The sequence below is a fragment of the Candidatus Chryseobacterium colombiense genome (assembly GCA_029203185.1).
Classification (GTDB): Bacteria; Bacteroidota; Bacteroidia; order Flavobacteriales; family Weeksellaceae; genus Chryseobacterium; species Chryseobacterium colombiense.
In genome coordinates, this window is record CP119310.1 from 2,383,071 (window position 1) to 2,406,575 (window position 23,505).

Here is a 23,505-nt window from a genome sequence, read left to right on the forward strand (position 1 = left end):
TCCATAAAATTCATTTTTCTTGACGCTTTTGATTCCGAGGTCGGTTTGAATATACCGTTTAGATATAGTTTCGGCGAGCCAAAGGCTCGCCGAAACTATATCTTACTAGATTTTTTATACTGAAATTAAAATCAATTGTTTTATTTCTCTTTTAAAGTTTCTTTCAAAACCTTCAATTTCCCATCAATTGGCTGATGAATTTTCAATCCTAAAATTTCAGCAACTAAAGGATACACATTGATATTAGCAAATTCATCAATGATCAGATTATTTTTAAATTCAGGACCCCAAGCGAAGAAAGTAGCTTTCATTTCAGTAACTATTCTCGGGTTATAACCATGTTTCCCAACGGAAGTTTTCTTTCCTTTTTCCAGAAATATTTTTGGAGCTTTCGGTATTAATAAGATTTGTCCTATTCTATTATATTTATCGTCTTTTGTTCCGAAGTGAAGATATTTTGGCAGCTTTTTATCTAAATATACTTCATAATCTTCGGTTTTATTTGCTTTTAATTCTTTATATATTTTTTTAACCTCAGCAGGGTTTTTAACATAAACTCTCAGTAAAGTCTGAGAATTATAAATATCAAATCTGTTTTTATCTAAAAGCATTGCAGGAATTTCCAAAGGATTTCCACCATCTACTTTTATCATTCCGTGGTCTGAAACAAACACGAAGTTGACATTTCTTAATCCTAAGTCATTCACTTTTTGAACCAGCTCTCCGATGGCTTTATCAATTAAATGAACAGCATCTTCGGTTTCCTTGGCATCGGGTCCAAAGTGATGCCCGCTTCCGTCAACCTCAGGAAAGTATAATGAAATAAAGTGAGGTCTTTTATCCATAGGCAATTTCAGCCAGTTGATTACTTTATTCACTTTTTCTGACGGAGTAAATTTTTCGTGATAAGGATAATAATAGGTCGGTCTTTTTCCACCCGCATCACTCGCAGAACCCACCCATTGCATGGAGGCGGAAACCATTCCCTGCTTTTCAGCTAAACTCCAAAGCGGAATTCCTCCATACCAGCTTCCATCCTCAGCATTTTTCTTATTACTCATCGCATAAGATTCTTTTCTTTTATAATCGTAAAAATAATTATCTATCAATCCGTGATGAGAAGGATACAGTCCGGTAATTAAAGTCCAGTGATTCGGAAAAGTAATGCTCGGATAACTTGGAATCATTGCTTTAGCCTGAACACCTTCATTTGAAAGCTTTAGAAGATTTTCTGCATTGTACTTTTTAGCATAATCATATCGGAATCCATCTGTTGAAATCATGATTACATAAGGCTTTGTCTGGGCTTCAGCACTATTGTATCTGTTTGGAATAAGGACCTGTGCCGTATCAACTGTTTCTTTCTGGGCAAAAACCGTCAATGAAAAAATTAACAGTAAAAATTGTAATCCTCGCTTCATTATCATTTTTTTGCAAAGTTACTTCTGTAAAATTAGACCTAAAAATTTCCTGGGTTAAAAAAACATTAAAAGCATTTTTTAGAATAAATGTAAACAGAAAATTTTTAACTTTAGTTTTCAAAGAAAGCCAACCATGAAAATCATAATAGTTCTATTTATCCTTTTTTTATTTACGGGCTGTTATAAGGATAATAAAAGAATCACCGCCACACTAGAAATTAACAATGAATGGATTAAAGACTCTTTAGGATGCCTGAAAAAGAGGAATAATAATTATGCAGAAAATTTAATTCAAAAATACAATCTCAAAAATTCAACCCTATCAGATTTTAAAAAAGTATTCGGAACCCCAAATACAACTGAGAAGGAAAACCTTAGTACTGATGAAATCTTAATTTATTTTTTTGATTCTTTTTGTGAAAATAATATTCTTCAAAATAATTCAGATAAATGCTATGCCAGATTTTATTTTAGAAACAATATACTAATCGATAGAGATTATATATGTGAATAAAAAAGCCACTTTTCAGTGGCTTCTTCTAATCTATTCTTTAATCAATTTTTCATAGGACAATGTTCCATCTTTCTGGGTAATTTCCAAATAATAACTTCCGGATCTTAAATCAGAAATACTGATATTCCCACCTTCAACTTTTACAGTTCTCACTTTTCGTCCTGTAGATTCATAAATATCAACTGACTTGATATTATCTGCATTTTTAAAGTTTACCGCTTCTTTAGCCGGATTCGGATAAATGCTTATTTTTTTGTTTTCAAGTGCTAAATCAGCCGTTGCAAGACTTGCCGATCTAGACAACGTTGCATAATCTCTATTTGAACTATGATATCCCAATGCTGTATTCCCATCTCTCCTTGCGTAGAAGATATTGATGCTTGTATTGGCATTGGAAATAGCAAAATCTCCGGCTCCACCAGCTAAAGTTCTTGTTGCAACAATAGTTCTTGTACTTCCAGATACTGTATTGCTGCTTACCGTCCAGTCTTGTGATGCATCTGCAGTAGGGGTAATTCCTATTCCTCCAAAAGTATAATCGGTATTTCCTGAAGAATTATAAATAAATCCGTCTGCTCCACTTGCCATCCCGCTCGATCCGAAACCGATTCCCAGCATTGAATTACTGTCTCCAGTTAATGTTAAAGTTACCGTAGTAGGCGTAGTATCTATTTTCACAGTCATACTTGCAGTTGGTAACGAGACTGTTCCTGTCGTAAACTGAGCCCAGGCAAAATTTGCCAGAAGCATTCCCATTGATAGTAGAATTTTTTTCATTTTTAATTTTTTAAGAGGTTGATGATGTCTTTATTATTCGTTTGAAGGGCATATTCGAATGGAGTCATTCCCTGAGCATCTTTGATGGATTTGTCTGCCTTATGTTTCAGTAGTAATTCTATAAGTTCTTTATTACCAAATTTCACTGCCCAGAATAAAGGAGTAGCTCCTGTAGCATCCGCGATATTAGGATCGGCGTTCTTTTGTAACAAACGCTCTACCAAATCTTTATTATATTTCACAGAAAGTCCGGCTAAAGCTGTACCTTCCTGGCTCTTATAATTAACGTTCTTTACATGATCAATCAAAAACTCAGCCACTTCTATATTTCCTCTGTAACATGCTAGAATAAGAGGAGAAAAGCCGTGATCATTGGTTTGATTAATAACATCCGGGTTCTGTTTCATCAGTCCTTTTACTTCCGAAACAGTTCCGCTTCTGGCAATATCAAAAATTGATTTTGCTTTTTCCTGGGCAGACACAAATGTGAGGCTCAGAAATACACTCATTATAATTATTAGATTTTTCATTGTTTTGACAGGATATAATCGTATTGAACATTTACATTTTCAGCCACTTTTTTAGTGACCATTTTAGGAATTGTTACTTTATGGTCTGCTGATTTTGCTACAAAACTTCCCGATATATAAATCTTCCCGTCTTTGGCATAAATGGTTGCACCGGAAGTATAGGCTTTATCAACTCCATGAAAATTCAATGTTCCCTGTATGGTATATTTCTGAGGATTTGCGGTCAGCTTTGTTTTATCAAAATTCAAAATCTTTCCTGAAAAAGTGGTTTTCGGATATTTTGCAGTTTCTGCATAACTTTCGTTAAAATGTTCCTCCATCAGCTTCACTTTAAAATGAAAGTTTTTAACTGCTGAAACGGAAGCAATATCTCCTGTATCAGCGTTTAAAACGACAATATTATTATCATCCTGAGCAAAAACGTCCTCAAATAAAGGAACTGAAGCTTCAAACGTTACTTTCCCTGTTTTTGAGCTGTATTTCTGAGCTGAAACAAGGTTTGCAAAAAGTAACGAAACGGTTAGTATTATTAACTTTTTCATATTAATTCAGTTTAATTTTCAATAAGTCCGTCAGTTTTCCATTTAATAAAAATATTGATCTGTGCCGGAGATAAGGCTCCTCCTTGAGGCATTTTTCCGGGGTCTCCATTAGCCCTACTTATTCTGTCGATGACATTGTCAATATTCGCTTTTACCTGGGAATAATTTGTTAAAGCCTGAACTCCGGGTGAATGGCAGTTGGCACAATTAGCATCCATAATAGGTTTTACATCTTTGGAGTACGTTACTTTATCCGCGATAGGTTTAACATCCGAAATCTCTTCATAAGTTCTGCTTTCACAAGCTGTTACCAAAACTGCTGATGAAATTAAATACATAAACTTTTTCATAATTTAAAAAACTCTATAAAGATTAAACCCAAAGAAAATATGTCCTTTTCCCCAATTTCCTGTTGCATTGGTGAGATAGCCAATGTCTGAATTGAGTTGGGAATTGGTAAATAACAGCTGGAAAACATGTCCCCCGGTTTCTATATCCATCCCTAATGACAAAGGATTTTTATAAAAACTGTGATTATCAAAATTCACGAAGTATTCTGCGTTAAGAGAAATTCTTTTTGAAATTTTATAACGGCCTCCTAATCCTGTAAGGAACTGGTCTTTATTTTCGATACTTGGCTCGTAAAGATTCTTATGAACATAAGAAGGGGTTAATTGTAAAGAAAATTTATCATTAAACCTTCTTGAAATTAACGCCTGGGTAAGATAAGAAAGCCTGTCCCCAAACTGAAGCTCCGGATAATTATCTTTGCTAAGATCTGTATTGACAGCCAATACATTATATCCAACAATATCTAACGGAAAACTCTCACTTTGTTTTAACAGTTTGTATTTTGCACCGCCTTCAAAGGTTTTCTGATTCGTTTCTCTGGAAAGATGTAACGAAAGGCCATCGGTAACGCCATAAATGACGCCTAATTTGGTAGAAGCATTATCCAACCCAAAAAAATCTTTGAAACCTCTGCTTACATCCCCAAAACGATGGGCTACAACAATGTACCACTCATTCTTCGAAGGAAGTTTTGTAGATTGTCCCGTGACGATTTGTAATGCCTTGAATGCAGGCTGTGAAATTTCGGTGTTTGTTTTAATAGTATCAATATCCTTCAACAAGTCTTCCTGTGCAAAGGCAAGACCTGAAGCCAACATTGACAAAAAGAAGAAAGTTTTTGTCATACGCTTATTTTTTATTAAAAATTAGTACAACAAACTTATAGACTTATGCTTTCAAAAGCAGGTGATAAAAGTCACCGACAAAATTGTTTTTATCAATCAGATTGTTAAAATAATTAAATAACACTTATTAGAATCATCTAACATTTTCATTGACAGGTATTTTTATACCTTCTCTGGTCTGGATAATTTCTCCTTCATTTTCAACTTTTTTCAACACACGGCTTACCACTTCTCTGGAAGTTCCCAAGTTACTGGCAATTTCTCTATGAGTAAGTTTTACAGGATTATTTCCAGTTATCAAAATCTGCTGTTTGATATAATTTAATACTCTTTTATCGAGCCGGTGGAAAACAGCATCATTAACCATGTTCATGACATCTGTAAACCTTTTGTCATATTCATGATAAAAAAGTTTATTGATCTCGGGAAATCTAATCAGCCAATAGTGCAATACTGCTGCAGGAACCAGCATTACTTCAGAATCTTCTTCAGCAAGAGCATATATTTTACTGGTATAGTCACCAAAAATAGATGAAAAAGTCATCAAACAACTATCATTAGGTCTTACATAATAATAGATCAGTTCTCTTCCATCATTTAAAGAATAGACTTTGATAGAGCCTTTTATTAAAAATGGAACATATCTTACCTTTTGCCCTTCTGTAATAATCTCTGTTTTGGCTTTAATATTGGTAATAAATGCATTCTTCTCAAGCTCAATTGAAAAATCTTCTCCCAAAAACCCGAATTTATTAATAATAAACTGGTTATTTATCATATTCATTAAATCATATATAGTAACAAATATATAAAAATGAAGAGTTATGATTGTAAAAAAATAAAATTCTTTTATTATCTATATAAAAAATTTATATTTTATTCATTTAAGCTATCTATTCCAGTTTAAAAAAGAGCTTATATTAAGAAAAATGAATTCAATATAAAATTTACTACTCTCCCAGATGTATTCTTCATAAAAAAACTGCTTCATTAAGATGAAGCAGTTTTAAATTTTTAGAATCTGTATTTCAGATTTGCGCCGTAAAAGAAATATGATTGATGAGGTCCCGGATTGAGATCGGTTGCCACTCCTTTCGGATAATTACTCCCTGTATCTGAATCATTAATACTGTTTCCTAAGAACAGGAATGTATAATTAATCTGGTTTGTCAAATTATTTCCCATTACAAAAACATCCAAATCCAGTTTATTAAAGGATTTTTTATAGCCTAATTTTGAATTGAGCAATCCGAAGCCTTTTACTAATCTGTCATTGTTAAAATCAGCATATACGTTTCCTAAATAATTGTACGTATTCACAAGATAAAAACCCGGTTTTGTATAAATATCCAAGCCTATTGCATATTTATTTCTTGGAACTCCTACTACGGTTTTATGCGTATAATCTTGATCTCCTCCTGCCAGTCTTGTTTTAAAATCTTTATATTTTGCATCATAATAGGAAAGATTAACAAACGGAACAATTTTATTAATAAATGAATTTTCATTTTTATACTGATATCCAACACTCACTTCCAGTCCGTTATTTTTCTGGCTTCCTGTATTTGCCCAGTACGTTTGATTTCCGGAATTAGGAATCACCAACTGAGTCAGTTTATTAGAATAATCTATTCTGAATACGGAAACCTGATAATCCAATTTTGTGTTTAACAGCAGACCATGCACACTGAAATCAAACATTTTGGCACGCTCTGGTTTCAAGTCATCATTTGCGGTATTCGTAAAGTTTATGAATGATGAAGCTGCTGTAGGAGAATTATAGCCTTCACTATAACTTAAGTTAAAAATCTGCTGCTTCCATTCTTTTTGTAATGCAAAGTGTGGCGTGTAAGCAACTTTATACTCTTTTTCAAATGACTGGTCCTTTGTATGCCCGGCAATTAATCCCGGCAAAGCAAAAAGGTCTTTTCTGTCATAATTCGTTCTATTCGCACTTACTCCTGCCAGCAAAGTTACTCCCCACGGTTTATAAGTAAGATAGTCTATTGCAAAATAGGTCGACTGATTGTTGTTGTATTTGAAATAAGAAGCTCCGTTAATTCCTGTTGTCAATAATGGATTATTGGGATCTCTACCATCAAAACGATAGCTTGAAGCAGTAGAAACCGAGTTTTGAATTTCTGTTCCAAAGTCTAATTTGTTTTCAAAATTATTGAACTCATTTTTCAAGGTAAATGTTGAACGTAATCCTACGTTGGGTGAACTTGTAATACCATAAGCACCAGCTGAAATACTTTCCGTATTTGCACTATAATAAAATAAGGTCGTATAATTTCTCAGGTTGGGTAAAATATTTACCGTATTGCTTAATCCGACTCTTGTAGATTTTATTTTAGTCCCTGCATTTTTACTAATATAAGCCGTGTTTCCGTTATCAATTCCTGCGTAATAATCGTCATAAGAAATTTGTCCTGAAGTATGCTCATAAGAGTAAGCCTGACTTGCAAAAAAACTTAACTGATCTTTTTTCCCAAGCTTCACCGCTCCATTGATATTGAAAAAGTTTTTTAATCCTCCTCCATTCGGTCTGTAACCATCGGTTTCAAGGTGTCCATACGCTGCATTAATAGAATAGTTCTCATCTGCAACATTCAGCTGTGTTCTGGACTGAAAAGTCTTAAAAGCTCCAAACATTGCATTTTCTGAAACTGAGACTCCTTTTGTAAAATCCGGACGGGTATAGAAGCGTACCGCTCCTCCAACTCCCCCTCCATACATTGTCGCAGCCGGACCTTTTATAACTTCTACATTGTTTACATAAGCAAAATCAACATCATCTAAGATTGTGATTCCTTCTGCGTTTGTTAAAGGCATATTATTCCAATAAGCCTTAACTCCCCAGTTATTAAACTTCTGGTCATTTCCGTATCCACGTACAACCAGTCTCTGACCTCCGAAATTGGTTCTCTTATCCACTTGCAGACCAGACATTGTTGATAGCGTCTGATCAATTGCTGCCGGATTGTTTCTATTTAATTCTTCTTCAGAAAGTGTTTCTACAGATTGTCCGTGTCTTTTGAATTCGGCACGTTCCTGTTTTATTTTTTTCCTTCCCTGTATTGCTACTTCTTCTATTGTACTTTCCTGTGACTGTTGAGCATTCGCAACTACGCAGCATAATAAAGCTGCAATTCCTATATATCTTTTCATTACATTAAAAAATTATTATCATTAAATTATATTCGTTCTCTGTGGATGCTTCCTTCAGGAGGCGGAATAATAATGAATGAATAATGTGTATTTTCTAATTGCGTGTAATGATTTGGCAATATTCTGATATAGAAGATATTAAAAACATTAAGATCAGGACCTTCGAAAGCCGTAAAGAAGTTGGATCTTTTGGATATACTTCTTTCATGAACAGGCAGATCTATTTGCTTTCTTACATTTACTTTCTTCACTCTGAGTTTTTCTGAAAAAGTCAATAATGAATTAATGATGATATCTTTTTTATCTATATAACAGAGAAAATACTTTTTCCCTTTTATAATGCTAATCCTAATAACATCATAAGAATACCCGTTGAGAATAAATTCTTTTTCTTCTTTCCATTTTGCCTTTACCAGATCTTTTTCCGTAAAAAATATTGTTTCGGATTTCCTGAAATTTTTGTTTGAAATATTATATTGTACATTTTCGTACAACTCTCTTTTCACATGAGAAATAATATGGTAGATCACATTATTGAATAACATGATTACCGGGATGCAGATAAAAATAAAAAATAGTTTTTTATTCAAAAAAGTATTATTGTCTTTGGGGAATTAATTCGCCTGCTGGTTCGACCAAAACAAACTTAGAAATGTTTATTTTATATATTTTTTTGGAATCCTTCACGGCATATTCTATCCAGTTATCTTTGGGATGCAAGGTCTGGGATAGAGGTTTGTCTGTCGTAATTCTGCCTAAAACAGGATTATCTTCTGTATTATTTAATTGCAAATTTCCTCTTATTACAGTTATACCTTCAGAATTATCTTGTACAAATGGAATCGTATTGCCTTCTGCGTGCAAAGTTTTTACCATAATAACCTGATTATTTTTCTTCTTCAATTTTATGGTATACATGATCCCTCTTACACCGGCTCTTCCTCCCACCCATTTTGTTTTTTCTGCAGAGATTACTGATATATTTTTTTCCTGATATACAGAAGATACCGGCTTCCCGCAAGAAGCCAGTATCCAAAATAATATTAAAAGTAATTGATTATTCATGATTTAGTCATCATCTCCTCCTACTCTTCCCAGTACTAAGAAATTACCGCTATAGATTTTTTCTCCTTTATATTCAGCTTTAAGCACGTATTTTCCAGGTGTTAACCTTTGTCCAAACTCTTCGTCAGATTTTACATTTTGTTTGCTGTATATCAATCTTCCTGATCCATCAAAAATGCTTATATCTACAGTACTATATTTAGAAGAATCAAATCTTAAATGGGCAATTCCTTTTGAAGGGTTAGGATAGATCATGGTCATATCCTTTTTAGAGCTTACTTCTCCAGTTGCTAAAGAAGTGCTGTTTTGTGAAGTCCATGCTCCTCTTCCATAGGTAGAAACCAATATTGTTTTGGTAGATGGTCTGTAATCTAAATTTGTTACTCTCACATTTCCGATATTCCCCGTTACTGATGACCAGATTGGTGCAGGATCCATAAAATTAGTTGTACCCCAAACTCCCATTTCTGTTCCCAATAATACTTCATTTACGTTGTCAGGATTTCTCAATATTGTTCTTACGGGCATATCCGGAAGGTTTCCTTCTTTATTTTGCCATGTAACTCCTCCATCTGTAGAAAAGAATACACTTGTTAGGTTATAGTTGGATAATGTTACCATAATTTCACTCTCACTAGCCCCAAATTCTATATCTGAAATGGTTCCGGTTGCAGGGGATGTAAGAAGTGTAGAGGTATAAGATGTCGTATTAGCATTGGTTATTTTAAATACCCTTCCTAAATTTGTTCCAACAAACAGCGTTGTAGATGCGGTTGTATAAGGAGAAACTTTCATCCAAGAAATCTGCTCGCCACTTTGTGCTGTTCCTGCAGTCACTGTAACATTTGTAAATGTTGTAGCAGTAGCAGAAAGTCCGGCAGTTCTAAAAAGTGTCAGCCCAGAACGATAAGAATAAAACACATCATTTATTCTGTCTAAAGCAAGTTCATTCACAAAGTGTCCATAGTTATTTCTATTAGCAGAAGACAGCAAATAGTATGTGCCTGATGTTAGTAAATAATGGTTATTATAAACATAGCTGGCAATTTCATAATTATCCTGATCGTCATATTCTGTGTACATTCCGTCTCCACCCGTTGCAGATTGACTGGTCAGAAAATTATTCGCTTGTGGTGCACCATACAGCCACCATGAACCATTATCCTGAGCTCCGGCTAACAATTCTTCATTCGCAGGTGTTTTTATAGGATTAAGCATTGCAGAGTAGAACTGCGTTACATTATATCTTGTATTTCTTGCTGAAAAACCAGTATTTGTTGCAATATTGGCTTTATTGGATGCAAAATAAATTCCGCCATCGTTTCCAAACATCATTTGTCCTGTTGCATAGTTATTAAAAGGATTAAAAACTATAGCGTGCTGATCCGCATGTACAATAGAAACCGGCAAGCTCGCCATTGCATTGTTGTTAGACCATTTTGAAATTTGTGACCAATTGACTCCTCCATCAGTAGATTTAAATAAATCTACCCCACCAATATATACACTATTATCATCTTGAGGATCTGCCGCAATTACAAGATCATAAAAAGATTGTCCTCTTGTAAAATCATTTGCCGGAATACTTGTATCTGTAGCAGTAGGAAGATTTATAGTTCCTGTTCCATCATTAGTAGCCTGCCATGTAGTACCTCCATCTGTAGATTTCGCAATGCGTATAGGTTCGGAAGAACCTGCTCCCTGCATAAATGCATATACCTTATTGGCATTTGTTTTGGAAAGAGTGAAATTCACCCTTGCACCAGCACTTCCAACATTATAAACTTCAGTAAAAGTAGTTCCGTTAGTAGATTTTAAAATTCTTCCCCCTGAATCTATATTTGAATATCTTGAAGACCTGGTAGAAACCCAGACTGAATTGTCTGCGCCAATTTCTATCTGCTGAATAGAATACCCTGTGGTACTTGTTACACCTGTCGTCGTATTAAGAGCTAATAAACTGGTATTTTTTACAAATGTTACCCCTCCGTCGGTAGATTTATACAACCCTGACTGACTTAATCCCTGGTATGCTCCATCATTATAGTTACCACTTACTCCAGCATAGACTTCAGAAACTCCGGCATTGTTTCTTACTTTTATATCATTGATATAAAAATTACCACTTCTGACTCCATTAACATACGTTACCGGTATTGTAAAAATCTGAGTCCATGTGGTACCTCCATTTGTAGATTTCCATATTCCGGATCCTATTGCGTCTGATGTTGAAGCTTCTCCAGTCCCCGCATAAAAAACCTGGGGATTGTTAGGATCGTAAGTAATACTTGAAATCGAGGTATTAGCCCAGAATGTACTTAACGGAGTCCATTCATTAGTACTAACTGAAGGGTCCTGATTTACCCAAAGTCCACCTGAAACACTTCCTGCAAATACCCTTTTCCCTGTAGGATCATTAGGATCAAACATAATAGCCCTTGTTCTGCCTCCTACACTATAAGGCCCTCTTTCAATCCAAGGCTGATCAAAACTTTTTGAAGTTGCAGATGCATTATTAGAAAGAAAGGACATCCCGGTTTGAGGAGCATACTTTCCTTCTAAAATATCTTTTCTTATTTTTAATAATCCCTCAAAGTTTGTCTGTCCCGTAACCGGATCCATAGTCCTCTTAAAATCTTCTTCATTATATGGGTTAGGAGGTATTCCTGCCGACTTCCCATACTTATGCTGCTTTTTAAGATCTTTTTTATATTTAGCATACAGCTCTTGCAGGTGCTTTTGATTCTCCTGAAGTGTGTTATTTTTCTGGGCATACATGCTCACATTTACACTCAACAATAGACTCAAAAGATAGTATTGTTTCATTTTTACATATTTTCTACAAATATAATTAAGTTTAATACAAAATATAATAATTTAACGCCATTAATTACATATACTTATCATAATTAAAGTTTCCTTAAGTGTTCTTCATTATGAACAATCAGCTATATCCGGTTAAAATACAGAATTTATTTCATAAAAAATGCCTCAATTTTCATTGAGGCATCTTATGTATGTTTAAGAAAAATTCTTAAGCTTGTACGTTGTTAGCACCTAATACGAAAGGCTCAACTTCTTTGATTTCTCCAAATTGTTGCTCGTAGTTAGCGATGTTTTGTTGAAGAGCAGATAATACTCTTTTTGCGTGAAGTGGAGCAAGGATAACTCTTGATCTTACTTTCGCTTGTTGTACCCCCGGCATTAATTGGATAAAATCTACAACGAATTCAGATGGAGAGTGGTTTACTAATGCTAAGTTAGCATAGATTCCTGCTGCTACCATTTCGTTTAATTCGATGTTGATGTTTCCGTCTTGTGGATTTTGATTGTTGTCCATTGTTATAAATTATTTTTTTTAATTCGAAATTTGAGGTTGTGAAAATATAAAAATAATTTCAAACCTCAAATTCCAAATCATTAATTTTAGTTAAGGTCTTCGAATTCTTTTCTAGAACCTACAATTACATTTTGGTATTCTTTAAGACCTGTACCTGCAGGAATTCTGTGTCCTACAATTACATTTTCTTTCAGACCGTTAAGATCGTCTACCTTACCAGCAACTGCTGCTTCATTAAGCACTTTAGTTGTTTCCTGGAACGATGCTGCAGACATGAACGATTTAGTTTGAAGAGCCGCTCTTGTAATACCTTGCAATACAGGTGTTGCTGTAGCAGGTAAAGCTTCTCTTACTTCAACTAAAGCCTGATCTTCACGCTTCAATTTAGAATTTTCATCTCTTAATTCTCTTGCTGTAATCATCTGACCTGGTTGGAATACTTTAGAATCACCAGCATCAACAACTACTTTAAGACCGAATACTCTATTGTTTTCTTCTAAGAAGTCATATTTGTGCTCAAGAGCTCCTTCAAGGAACTGAGTATCACCTCCATCAACGATAGATACTTTCGTCATCATCTGTCTTACGATAATTTCAAAGTGCTTGTCATCAATTTTTACCCCTTGTAGACGGTAAACTTCCTGAATCTCATTTACTAAATATTCCTGAACTGCAGTTGGACCTTTAATTCTTAGGATATCTTCCGGTGTGATAGAACCGTCAGATAATGGAGAACCTGCTCTTACGAAGTCATTCTCCTGTACTAAGATCTGGTTTGATAATTTAACTAAGTAAATTTTTCTTTCTCCAGTTTTAGCCTCAACAATAAGTTCACGGTTACCTCTCTTGATTTTTCCGTAAGAAACTACCCCATCGATTTCTGTAACAACCGCAGGGTTTGAAGGATTTCTCGCTTCGAATAATTCGGTAACTCTCGGAAGACCTCCTGTGATATCCCCTGCTTTCGCAGATTTTCTTGGGATCTTGATTAGGACTTTACCAGCCTTAATCTTTTCACCATCGTTAACCATTAAGTGGGCTCCTACCGGTAAGTTGTAACCTTTTTGTTCAACACCTTTAGAGTCTACTACTTTTAACGTAGGTACCGCTTTCTTATTTCTAGATTCAGAGATTACTTTCTCTTCAAATCCTGTAGCTTCGTCAATTTCCAACTGGAATGAAATACCCTGGATAATATCCTCGTATTCAACCTTACCAGAAGTTTCAGCAATGATTACCGCGTTATAGGCATCCCATGTACAGATTACATCCCCTTTTTTAACTTTATCACCTGGTTTTACAGCCAATATTGAACCGTAAGGTACGTTAGCTACCATTAATGGAGTTCTGGACTCATTATCAGCAACTAATCTGAATTCCGTTGAACGGGAAACTACAACTTCTGATGTATTACCGTTTTCATCTTCAGAAGTAATAGTTCTTACTTCATCCATTTCAACGATACCGTCTCTTCTTGCAACGATTGACGGGTTTTCTGATACGTTTCCTGCAGTACCCCCTTGGTGGAAAGTTCTCAACGTAAGCTGAGTTCCCGGTTCCCCAATTGACTGTGCTGCAATTACACCTACCGCTTCCCCCATATGGATCATCTTACCTGTTGCCAAGTTTCTACCGTAACATTTCGCACAGATACCTTTCTTAGCTTCACAAGTAAGTGGAGAACGAACTTCAACAGCTTCTAATCCAGCTTCCTCAATTCTCTTAGCCAATACCTCATTGATTACCTGATCTGCTTCAGCGATTAATTCATCACTTTCAGGATCGTAGATATTATGTAAAGAAACTCTACCTAAGATTCTTTCAGAGATTTTTTCAACAATCTCGTCATTTTTCTTAAGTGCAGTAACTTCTGTACCTCTTAAAGTTCCACAGTCGTCTTCTGTAACGATAACGTCTTGTGCAACGTCTACCAATCTTCTCGTTAAGTAACCTGCATCGGCAGTCTTAAGAGCGGTATCCGCAAGACCTTTACGAGCACCGTGGGTAGAGATAAAGTATTCTAGGATGGAAAGACCTTCTTTAAAGTTTGCAAGGATCGGGTTTTCGATGATCTCCGCACCGGTAGAACCAGCTTTTTGCGGTTTCGCCATCAAACCTCTCATCCCTGATAACTGACGGATCTGTTCCTTAGAACCCCTCGCCCCAGAGTCAAGCATCATATATACAGAGTTGAAACCACCTTGGTCAGTTTTCATTCTGCTCATGATCATTTCAGTTAATCCTGCGTTGGTATTTGTCCAAACGTCGATTACCTGGTTATAACGTTCTGTATCCGTAATTAGCCCCATGTTATAGTTAGCTCTAATTTCGTCTACAGTTTCAATTGATTGTGCAATCATCTGTTTTTTCTCAACAGGAACCACGATGTCTCCTAATGAGAAAGAAAGACCTCCTTTGAATGCATTTGAATACCCTAAGTCTTTCATTGCATCCAGGAACTTCACCGTTGTAGGGAAATCTGTATCAGCAAGGATCTTACCGATAACGTTTCTTAATGATTTCTTAGTTAAAAGTTCATTAATATATCCTACTTGTTTAGGTACAATCTGGTTAAACAAAATTCTACCCACAGAAGTTTCGATCAATCTTGTAACGATTTCACCGTCTTCTTTTACTGGAAGTCTACATCTTACTTTAGCATTTAAAGATACTCTACCTTCAGCATAAGCGATTTCCGCTTCTTCAGGAGAATAGAATGCAAGACCTTCACCTTTTACTTTCATATCTTCTGTAGAGCTCAATTCTTTAGTCATGAAATAAAGACCAAGAACCATGTCCTGAGAAGGTACCGTAATTGGAGAACCGTTTGCAGGGTTCAAGATGTTTTGAGAACCTAACATCAATAACTGAGCCTCAAGGATCGCTTCTGGTCCTAACGGTAAGTGTACCGCCATCTGGTCACCATCGAAATCGGCGTTGAATGCTGTTGTTACTAATGGGTGTAGCTGGATTGCCTTACCTTCGATCATCTTAGGTTGGAAAGCCTGAATACCAAGTCTGTGAAGCGTAGGTGCTCTGTTCAATAGAACAGGGTGACCTTTCATCACGTTTTCAAGGATGTCATAAACTACGGGTTCTTTTCTATCAATAATTCTCTTTGCAGATTTTACTGTTTTTACAATCCCTCTTTCAATTAGTTTTCTAATGATGAACGGTTTGTACAATTCCGCAGCCATATCCTTAGGAATACCACACTCGTGAAGCTGTAAGTTTGGACCTACAACAATTACCGAACGCGCAGAGTAATCTACCCTTTTCCCTAATAAGTTCTGACGGAAACGACCTTGCTTACCTTTCAATGAATCAGAAAGAGATTTCAATGGTCTGTTTGATTCAGATTTTACAGCAGAAGATTTTCTTGTATTATCAAATAATGAATCTACTGATTCCTGAAGCATACGCTTCTCGTTTCTCAAGATTACTTCAGGAGCTTTGATCTCCAATAATCTCTTCAAACGGTTGTTTCTGATGATAACTCTCCTGTAAAGGTCATTTAAGTCAGAAGTTGCGAAACGTCCTCCATCCAATGGAACCAATGGTCTTAGTTCTGGTGGGATAACCGGAAGAACACGCATAATCATCCACTCCGGTCTGTTGATCATTCTTGTATTAGCATTTCTCAATGCTTCTACAACGTTCAATCTTTTCAGCGCTTCAGTTCTTCTTTGTTTTGAACCTTCGTTGTGTGCTTTATGTCTCAAATCGAAAGACAATGCATCAAGATCGATTCTTTTTAATAATTCCTCAACAGCTTCAGCACCCATTTTAGCGATGAATTTGTTTGGATCAGAATCATCAAGATATTGGTTTTCTACAGGAAGAGTTTCCATGATATCAAGGTACTCTTCTTCTGTAAGGAATTCCATTTTTTCAAAGTCGGAACCGTCTAATTTCTTAGCAATACCTTGTTGGATCACTACATATCTCTCGTAGTAGATAATCATATCCAATTTCTTTGAAGGAATACCTAAAAGGTAACCGATTTTGTTTGGTAGAGAACGGAAATACCAAATGTGCGCGATAGGAACAACCAAACCGATATGTCCGATTCTCTCTCTACGTACTTTTTTCTCCGTAACTTCTACACCACAACGGTCACAAACGATCCCTTTGTAACGAATTCTCTTGTATTTACCACAAGCACATTCGTAATCCTTTATAGGACCGAAGATTTTTTCACAGAACAAACCGTCTCTTTCAGGCTTGTGTGTTCTGTAGTTAATAGTTTCCGGTTTAAGAACCTCCCCTCTTGAGTCTTGTAAAATAGACTCCGGTGAAGCTAAACCGATGGTTATTTTATTAAATCTACTTGATTTATTTTTATTTGACATTTTAAATTTGATTAAAGATTAAAAGATTGAAAGATTCAAAAATTAATTTGATGTTTTTCTTTCACTCTTATGAGTTCAATGATTTTTAAATTTTTGAATAATTAAATCTTTAAATTACTCTTCCAATCTTACGTCTAATCCAAGACCTTGTAACTCGTGAAGTAATACGTTGAATGATTCCGGAATACCTGGTTCAGGCATAGATTCACCTTTTGCAATTGCTTCATAAGTTTTTGCTCTACCAATCACGTCATCTGATTTCACAGTCAAGATTTCTCTCAAGATGTTAGATGCTCCGAATGCTTCAAGAGCCCAAACTTCCATCTCTCCGAATCTCTGACCTCCGAACTGAGCTTTACCTCCTAACGGCTGCTGAGTAATCAATGAATAAGGACCGATAGAACGTGCGTGCATCTTATCATCTACCATGTGTCCTAGTTTCAACATATAAATTACCCCTACTGTAGCCGGCTGTGTAAATCTTTCTCCGGTGCCACCATCATAAAGGTGAGTATTACCAAATTTAGGAAGACCTGCTTTTTCAGTGTATTCAGTGATTTGATCTAAACTTGCTCCGTCAAAAATTGGTGTAGCGAACTTCAATCCTAATTTTTTACCAGCCCATCCAAGAACTGTTTCATAAATCTGACCGATGTTCATACGAGAAGGTACCCCTAGTGGATTCAATACGATATCTACCGGTGTTCCGTCTTCAAGGAATGGCATATCTTCTTCACGAACGATTCTTGAAACGATACCTTTGTTACCGTGACGTCCTGCCATTTTATCCCCTACATTCAGTTTACGTTTCTTAGCGATGTAAACTTTAGCCAATTTCATGATACCTGCAGGAAGCTCGTCTCCGATTGAAATTGCAAACTTCTCACGGTTTTTAACCCCTTGGATATCGTTGTATTTGATTTTGTAATTGTGAATTAATTGTTTAATCAATTCATTTTTATCGTTATCTACAGTCCAGTCTGAACCGCTAACGTTTACATAATCTTCAACTGAAGTCAATAATTTATGAGTGAACTTCACACCTTTACCGATGATTTCTTCATCAAGGTCGTTGGTAACCCCTTGAGAAGTTTTACCGCTTACCAGTGTATTTAATTTTTCAATTAAAGTATTTCTCAACTCATCAAACTTAGCCTTGTAAGTGTTTTCAATTTCTTCAAGTTTAAGTTTTTCTTCAGTTCTTTTCTTTTTGTCTTTAATGTTTCTTGAGAACAATTTTTTGTTGATAACAACACCTCTTAATGAAGAGTCAGCTTTCAATGATGCATCTTTCACATCACCAGCTTTGTCACCGAAGATTGCTCTCAAAAGTTTTTCTTCAGGCGTCGGGTCAGATTCACCTTTTGGAGTAATTTTACCAATCATGATATCTCCAGGCTTCACTTCAGCACCGATTCTGATCATACCGTTCTCGTCAAGATCTTTGGTAGCTTCTTCAGAAACGTTTGGAATATCCGCTGTCAATTCCTCCATACCTAATTTGGTATCACGAACTTCTAGAGAGTATTCATCTACGTGGATTGAAGTAAACCAGTCTTCGCGTACAACTTTTTCGTTGATTACGATCGCATCCTCGAAGTTATATCCTTTCCAAGGCATGAACGCAACCACTAAGTTTCTACCAAGAGCCAATTCTCCGTCTTCAGTAGCATAACCGTCGCAAAGCACCTGACCTTTCTCAACTACATCACCTACTCTTACGTTTGGTCTTAGTGTAATTGTTGTACTTTGGTTAGTTTTTCTAAACTTAGTTAAGTTATATGTTTTAGTAGCAGACTCGAATTGTACTAAATCTTCGTCTTCACTTCTTTCATATTTAATAACGATTTTATCAGCATCTACATACTCTACAGTACCTGTACCTTCAGCGTTAATTAAAATTCTTGAATCTTTTGCAACTTGCTGTTCCAGACCTGTACCTACGATTGGAGCCTGTGGCTTCAACAAAGGAACTGCCTGACGCATCATGTTGGATCCCATCAATGCACGGTTCGCATCATCATGCTCCAAGAACGGAATTAATGATGCAGAAATACCGGAAATCTGGTTAGGTGCAACATCGATAAGATTTACCTGATTAGGCTCAACTACAGGGTAGTCACCATCCAATCTTGCAATAATTCTGTCTGTTAAGAATTCACCATTATCGTTCAATTCAACGTTTGCCTGAGCAATTACTTTATCTTCTTCGTCTTCAGCATTTAAGTAAATTGGATCAGCCGATAAATCGATCTTACTGTCTATTACTTTTCTATATGGAGTTTCGATGAAACCTAGTCTGTTGATCTTAGCATAAATACCTAAAGATGAAATCAAACCGATGTTTGGTCCTTCCGGAGTTTCAATCGGACAAATTCTTCCGTAGTGCGTATGGTGAACGTCTCGAACCTCGAAACCTGCTCTTTCTCTAGATAAACCACCAGGTCCTAATGCAGAAAGTCTACGCTTATGCGTGATTTCTGATAACGGGTTGGTCTGGTCCATGAACTGAGAAAGCTGGTTGGTACCAAAGAACGAGTTGATTACTGATGTCAAAGTCTTAGCATTAACAAGATCAAGCGGAGTAAAGATTTCGTTATCTCTAACGTTCATTCTCTCCTTAATTGTTCTTGCAATTCTTGAAAGACCTACACCGAACTGACCTGCTAATTGCTCACCAACAGTTTTAATTCTTCTGTTTGATAAGTGGTCGATATCATCAACCTCTGCTTTAGAGTTAACAAGCTCAATCAGGTGTCTTACAATAGCAATGATATCTTCTTTTGTAAGAACCTCAGTAGTAGTAGGAATGTTAAGACCTAATTTTTTGTTCAATCTGTAACGTCCAACTTCACCTAGAGAATATCTTTGCTCAGAGAAGAATAATTTTTCAATAATTCCTCTTGCAGTTTCCTCATCTGGCGGATCAGCATTTCTTAACTGACGGTAGATATATTCTACAGCCTCTTTTTCAGAGTTTGTAGGGTCTTTCTGTAATGTATTCTGGATGATAGAGAATTCATTGCTGTTTTCTTTGTGAATCAAAATAGATTTCACACCAGCATCAAGAATAAGATCTAAATGTTCTTTTTCAAGAATAGTTTCTCTATCCAAGATGATTTCATTTCTTTCAATAGAAACTACCTCACCTGTATCTTCATCTACGAAATCTTCAAACCAAGTGTTCAAAACTCTCGCAGCCAATGTTCTTCCTTCAACTTTTTTAAGGGCAGCTTTAGAAACTTTCACTTCTTCAGCAAGGTCGAAGATCTGAAGGATATCCTTATCAGATTCGTAACCGATAGCTCTTAAAAGAGTAGTTAGTGGTAATTTTTTCTTACGGTCGATATATGCGTACATAACGCTGTTGATATCGGTCGTAAATTCCATCCAAGATCCTTTGAAAGGGATAATTCTTGAATAATACAGTTTTGTTCCATTTGCGTGGTACGTTTGTCCGAAGAATACACCAGGTGAACGGTGAAGCTGCGTAACGATAACTCTTTCTGCACCATTGATGATGAAAGATCCACTAGGCGTCATGTATGGAACAGGGCCTAAATATACATCCTGAACTACAGTCTGGAAATCCTCGTGCTCAGGGTCTGTACAATACAATTTAAGTCTTGCTTTAAGAGGCACTGAATACGTCAATCCTCTTTCCACACACTCATCAATTGAATAACGTGGAGAATCCACCAAATAATCCAAGAATTCCAATACGAATTGGTTTCTGGAATCGGTAATTGGGAAATTTTCCTGGAAGGTCTTATACAAACCTTCGTTTGTTCTGTCTTCCGGAAGGGTATCAAGCTGGAAAAACTCACTGAAAGACTCGATCTGGATATCCAGGAAGTCAGGAGTAATGATTTTTCCTTTTGCTGAAGAGAAGTTAACTCTCTTATCCCCCCTAGTTGTTGCTGTTGTTTTACTCATAAAACTTTTAAGAAAGGGTTAAAAAATATTTTGATTAAAAAATATCAGAAGAGAATCGTATTAAATATGAGAATAAGGATAAATAAGAAAATTTTGGCGCAATGATCAAGTTTTATTCCTAATGCTCAACTATTTAAATCGTATTAAGCTTCTAACTGCAACACTGGTATATCTTTTCACAGTGTAATGCAAAATATTTTTATTACTTTTGAGGCAGAACCGCCGCAATATCTATATACAACAAAGCCCTTTCATTTTCATGAAAGAGTTAATCCTCAGTATTTTATAGATTTACAAACAATTTTTCGCGCCAAAAGAGGAGCAAAGATACGAAAAGTTATCCACATTCACAATATTTCATCTCATAATATTACTCATCATTCTTTGATTAAACTCAAGCGATCCAAACTTTAATCTATAAAAAAAGCCCGAGTAAATACTCAGGCTTATTATGTATCGTATAAATTGATTATTTCAATTCTACTTCAGCACCAGCTTCTTCTAATTGCTTCTTAAGAGCTTCAGCTTCGTCTTTAGAGATACCTTGCTTCAATGGAGCAGGAGCACCATCTACGATATCTTTAGCTTCTTTAAGACCAGCACCAGTTAAATCTTTTACTAATTTAACAATAGCTAATTTAGAAGCACCTGCAGACTTAAGAATTACATCGAATTCTGTTTTTTCTTCAGCAGCTTCACCTGCACCACCTGCAGCAACTACTACAGCAGCAGCAGCTGGTTCAATTCCGTACTCATCCTTAAGGATAGCAGCTAATTCGTTTACGTCTTTTACTGTTAAGTTTACTAGCGTTTCAGCTAAATTTTTTAAATCTGACATTGTTGTAATGTTTTTGTTGATTATTTATTATTTTTTGAGTGTAATTATTCAGCAGCTGGCGTTTCGTCAGTGCTTTCTGCAGCAGGAGCTTCTGGAGCAGCCTCAGCAGGAGTTTCTTCTACTGCAGGAGCAGCAACTTCTTCAGTTGTAGCTTCTCCAGCTTCAGATTTGTTTTGAAGAGCAGAAACAACTCTTTGAATTGGAGACTGAAGTAATCCGATGATTTCACCGATCATTTCTTCTCTAGACTTGATGTTAGCCAACATATCTAGGTTGTTGTCACCAATGTAGAAAGTTTCCTGAACAAAAGCAGATTTCAAAGCTGGCTTTTCTTCTTTCTTTCTGAACCCTTGGATTAATTTTGCAGGAGCGTTTGCAGTCTCAGAAATCATAATAGCTGAATTTCCTTTGAAAGACTGGAACATTTCAGAGTAATCTACCCCTTCCATTTGCTCCATTGCTTTTTGTAAAAGTGTATTTTTTACTACTTTTACTTTAATATTTTGTTTGAAAGCCTGTCTTCTGAAGTCAGAAGATTTTGCAGCGTTCAATCCGTCTAGATCTGCTACGTAAACTACTTTTGCATCCTGAAGCAAATCTTTGATCTCTTGTATTGCTACAACTTTTTGGTCTTTTGTCATTGTCTTAAGGATTTATATTAGTTAACAGATTTAGTATCAATTGCAATACCTGGACTCATTGTAGAAGACAAATAGATAGACTTCACATAAGTTCCTTTAGCAGCAGTTGGTTTCATTTTAATCAAAGTAGAGATCAATTCCTGAGCATTTTCCTTGATTTTAGCAGCATCAAAAGATACTTTACCAATACCAGCGTGGATAATACCGTATTTATCAACTTTGAAATCAATTTTACCTGCTTTTACTTCAGTTACTGCTTTACCAATTTCCATAGTTACAGTTCCTGATTTAGGGTTTGGCATTAAACCTCTTGGTCCTAATACTCTACCCAATGGTCCTAATTTACCCATTACAGCTGGCATTGTAACGATAACGTCAACATCTGTCCAACCTTCTTTGATTTTTTGTAAATATTCATCTAGACCTACATAGTCAGCACCAGCTTCTTTAGCTTCTGCTTCTTTATCTGGAGTTACTAAAGCCAAAACTTTAACATCCTTACCAGTTCCGTGAGGAAGAGATACAACACCTCTTACCATTTGGTTTGCTTTTCTTGGATCTACACCTAGTCTTACAGCGATATCTACAGAAGCATCAAACTTTGCAGTGTTAACTTCTTTTACAAGAGCTGAACCTTCTTCAAGGTTATAGATTCTACCTTTCTCTACTTTGCTTAAAGCTTCCTTTTGCTTTTTTGTTAATTTTGCCATTTCTTCTTTAAGTATTAAGCGTTAAAAGTTGGTTTAGTTCCTGTTACTTTTAATCCCATAGATCTTGCAGTACCAGCAACCATAGAAACAGCTGAATCCATTGTAAAGCAGTTAAGGTCCGCCATTTTATCTTCAGCGATTTTTTTCACTTGATCCCAAGATACAGAACCTACTTTGTTTCTGTTTGGTTCTCCAGAACCACCCTTGATTTTAGCCGCATCCATTAACTGGATTGCTGCAGGAGGAGTTTTAATTACGAATTCAAAAGATTTATCTTCGTATACTGTAATTACTACAGGTAAAACTTGTCCTGGCTTATCTTGAGTTCTTCCGTTAAATTGCTTACAAAACTCCATGATGTTCACACCTGCAGAACCCAAAGCTGGACCTACTGGTGGAGAAGGGTTAGCTGCGCCACCTTTCACCTGAAGCTTTACCATTTTAAAGACTTTTTTAGCCATTTTTTGTTTTT

The 23,505-nt window shown here is 35.9% G+C and carries 19 protein-coding genes; 1 reads left to right on the top strand and 18 read right to left on the bottom strand.

Annotated elements, in window-relative coordinates:
• Positions 1-140 precede the first annotated feature (140 nt).
• Positions 141-1,421, bottom strand: coding sequence for an ectonucleotide pyrophosphatase/phosphodiesterase (locus tag P0Y62_10610; protein ID WEK68318.1), 1,281 nt, complete (start codon positions 1,419-1,421; stop codon positions 141-143).
• A gap of 133 nt (positions 1,422-1,554) precedes the next feature.
• Here P0Y62_10610 and P0Y62_10615 point away from each other — a divergent pair, with 133 nt between their 5' ends.
• Entirely contained in the window at positions 1,555-1,935 is a 381-nt protein-coding gene (locus P0Y62_10615) for a hypothetical protein (protein ID WEK68319.1), read from the top strand.
• Between the two features lie 30 nt (positions 1,936-1,965).
• Here the strand turns inward: P0Y62_10615 and P0Y62_10620 are convergent, their stop codons facing one another.
• The 17 genes from P0Y62_10620 to rplK form a co-directional block, all read right to left on the bottom strand.
• Entirely contained in the window at positions 1,966-2,712 is a 747-nt protein-coding gene (locus P0Y62_10620; GenBank protein WEK68320.1) for a T9SS type A sorting domain-containing protein, read from the bottom strand.
• Between the two features lie 2 nt (positions 2,713-2,714).
• Positions 2,715-3,242: an ankyrin repeat domain-containing protein gene (locus P0Y62_10625; GenBank protein ID WEK68321.1), complete on the bottom strand. Its 528-nt coding sequence runs from the start codon at positions 3,240-3,242 to the stop codon at positions 2,715-2,717.
• Positions 3,239-3,784, bottom strand: coding sequence for a YceI family protein (locus tag P0Y62_10630; GenBank protein ID WEK68322.1), 546 nt, complete (start codon positions 3,782-3,784; stop codon positions 3,239-3,241). Before P0Y62_10630 ends, P0Y62_10625 begins: the two co-directional genes overlap by 4 nt.
• An 11-nt stretch (positions 3,785-3,795) precedes the next feature.
• The gene (locus P0Y62_10635) at positions 3,796-4,134 is read right to left on the bottom strand and encodes a cytochrome c (GenBank protein WEK68323.1); all 339 of its coding nucleotides are present in this window, start codon (positions 4,132-4,134) and stop codon (positions 3,796-3,798) included.
• A 3-nt stretch (positions 4,135-4,137) separates the two neighbouring features.
• Positions 4,138-4,980 carry a DUF5777 family beta-barrel protein gene (locus P0Y62_10640; GenBank protein ID WEK68324.1) on the bottom strand — a complete coding sequence of 281 codons (843 nt, stop codon included), beginning with the start codon at positions 4,978-4,980 and terminating at the stop codon, positions 4,138-4,140.
• A 133-nt stretch (positions 4,981-5,113) separates the two neighbouring features.
• A complete protein-coding gene (locus tag P0Y62_10645) occupies positions 5,114-5,764 on the bottom strand; it encodes a Crp/Fnr family transcriptional regulator (GenBank protein ID WEK68325.1) in 651 nt (216 codons plus the stop codon).
• Positions 5,765-5,994: 230 nt separating this feature from the next.
• Complete coding sequence (locus P0Y62_10650) at positions 5,995-8,151, bottom strand: TonB-dependent receptor (GenBank protein WEK68326.1); 2,157 nt, start codon at positions 8,149-8,151, stop codon at positions 5,995-5,997.
• Between the two features lie 26 nt (positions 8,152-8,177).
• On the bottom strand, positions 8,178-8,696 hold the full coding sequence (locus P0Y62_10655; GenBank protein ID WEK68327.1) for a hypothetical protein: 519 nt from the start codon (positions 8,694-8,696) through the stop codon (positions 8,178-8,180).
• Between the two features lie 52 nt (positions 8,697-8,748).
• Positions 8,749-9,216: a hypothetical protein gene (locus P0Y62_10660; GenBank protein WEK68328.1), complete on the bottom strand. Its 468-nt coding sequence runs from the start codon at positions 9,214-9,216 to the stop codon at positions 8,749-8,751.
• Positions 9,217-9,219: 3 nt separating this feature from the next.
• Positions 9,220-12,042: a T9SS type A sorting domain-containing protein gene (locus P0Y62_10665; GenBank protein ID WEK68329.1), complete on the bottom strand. Its 2,823-nt coding sequence runs from the start codon at positions 12,040-12,042 to the stop codon at positions 9,220-9,222.
• A 208-nt stretch (positions 12,043-12,250) separates the two neighbouring features.
• A complete protein-coding gene (locus tag P0Y62_10670) occupies positions 12,251-12,556 on the bottom strand; it encodes a DUF3467 domain-containing protein (GenBank protein ID WEK68330.1) in 306 nt (101 codons plus the stop codon).
• An 86-nt stretch (positions 12,557-12,642) separates the two neighbouring features.
• Complete coding sequence (rpoC, locus tag P0Y62_10675; GenBank protein WEK68331.1) at positions 12,643-16,908, bottom strand: DNA-directed RNA polymerase subunit beta'; 4,266 nt, start codon at positions 16,906-16,908, stop codon at positions 12,643-12,645.
• 114 nt (positions 16,909-17,022) lie between these two features.
• Positions 17,023-20,844 (bottom strand): DNA-directed RNA polymerase subunit beta, encoded by a 3,822-nt coding sequence (rpoB, locus tag P0Y62_10680; GenBank protein WEK68332.1) that lies wholly within the window; start codon positions 20,842-20,844, stop codon positions 17,023-17,025.
• Positions 20,845-21,313: 469 nt separating this feature from the next.
• Positions 21,314-21,682 carry a 50S ribosomal protein L7/L12 gene (gene rplL / locus P0Y62_10685; protein ID WEK68333.1) on the bottom strand — a complete coding sequence of 123 codons (369 nt, stop codon included), beginning with the start codon at positions 21,680-21,682 and terminating at the stop codon, positions 21,314-21,316.
• A 44-nt stretch (positions 21,683-21,726) separates the two neighbouring features.
• Positions 21,727-22,323, bottom strand: coding sequence for a 50S ribosomal protein L10 (rplJ, locus tag P0Y62_10690; protein ID WEK68334.1), 597 nt, complete (start codon positions 22,321-22,323; stop codon positions 21,727-21,729).
• Between the two features lie 17 nt (positions 22,324-22,340).
• The gene (rplA, locus tag P0Y62_10695) at positions 22,341-23,033 is read right to left on the bottom strand and encodes a 50S ribosomal protein L1 (protein ID WEK68335.1); all 693 of its coding nucleotides are present in this window, start codon (positions 23,031-23,033) and stop codon (positions 22,341-22,343) included.
• 14 nt (positions 23,034-23,047) lie between these two features.
• Positions 23,048-23,494, bottom strand: a complete 447-nt coding sequence (gene rplK / locus P0Y62_10700; GenBank protein WEK68336.1) for a 50S ribosomal protein L11 — start codon at positions 23,492-23,494, stop codon at positions 23,048-23,050.
• Between the last annotated feature and the right edge of the window lie 11 nt (positions 23,495-23,505).

Coding starts and splice junctions, on each gene's coding strand:
- P0Y62_10610 (WEK68318.1), bottom strand. CDS start 1,421: ATGAAGCGAGGATTACAATTTTTACTGTTAATTTTTTCATTGACGGTT.
- P0Y62_10615 (WEK68319.1), top strand. CDS start 1,555: ATGAAAATCATAATAGTTCTATTTATCCTTTTTTTATTTACGGGCTGT.
- P0Y62_10620 (WEK68320.1), bottom strand. CDS start 2,712: ATGAAAAAAATTCTACTATCAATGGGAATGCTTCTGGCAAATTTTGCC.
- P0Y62_10625 (WEK68321.1), bottom strand. CDS start 3,242: ATGAAAAATCTAATAATTATAATGAGTGTATTTCTGAGCCTCACATTT.
- P0Y62_10630 (WEK68322.1), bottom strand. CDS start 3,784: ATGAAAAAGTTAATAATACTAACCGTTTCGTTACTTTTTGCAAACCTT.
- P0Y62_10635 (WEK68323.1), bottom strand. CDS start 4,134: ATGAAAAAGTTTATGTATTTAATTTCATCAGCAGTTTTGGTAACAGCT.
- P0Y62_10640 (WEK68324.1), bottom strand. CDS start 4,980: ATGACAAAAACTTTCTTCTTTTTGTCAATGTTGGCTTCAGGTCTTGCC.
- P0Y62_10645 (WEK68325.1), bottom strand. CDS start 5,764: ATGAATATGATAAATAACCAGTTTATTATTAATAAATTCGGGTTTTTG.
- P0Y62_10650 (WEK68326.1), bottom strand. CDS start 8,151: ATGAAAAGATATATAGGAATTGCAGCTTTATTATGCTGCGTAGTTGCG.
- P0Y62_10655 (WEK68327.1), bottom strand. CDS start 8,696: ATGTTATTCAATAATGTGATCTACCATATTATTTCTCATGTGAAAAGA.
- P0Y62_10660 (WEK68328.1), bottom strand. CDS start 9,216: ATGAATAATCAATTACTTTTAATATTATTTTGGATACTGGCTTCTTGC.
- P0Y62_10665 (WEK68329.1), bottom strand. CDS start 12,042: ATGAAACAATACTATCTTTTGAGTCTATTGTTGAGTGTAAATGTGAGC.
- P0Y62_10670 (WEK68330.1), bottom strand. CDS start 12,556: ATGGACAACAATCAAAATCCACAAGACGGAAACATCAACATCGAATTA.
- rpoC (WEK68331.1), bottom strand. CDS start 16,908: ATGTCAAATAAAAATAAATCAAGTAGATTTAATAAAATAACCATCGGT.
- rpoB (WEK68332.1), bottom strand. CDS start 20,844: ATGAGTAAAACAACAGCAACAACTAGGGGGGATAAGAGAGTTAACTTC.
- rplL (WEK68333.1), bottom strand. CDS start 21,682: ATGTCAGATTTAAAAAATTTAGCTGAAACGCTAGTAAACTTAACAGTA.
- rplJ (WEK68334.1), bottom strand. CDS start 22,323: ATGACAAAAGACCAAAAAGTTGTAGCAATACAAGAGATCAAAGATTTG.
- rplA (WEK68335.1), bottom strand. CDS start 23,033: ATGGCAAAATTAACAAAAAAGCAAAAGGAAGCTTTAAGCAAAGTAGAG.
- rplK (WEK68336.1), bottom strand. CDS start 23,494: ATGGCTAAAAAAGTCTTTAAAATGGTAAAGCTTCAGGTGAAAGGTGGC.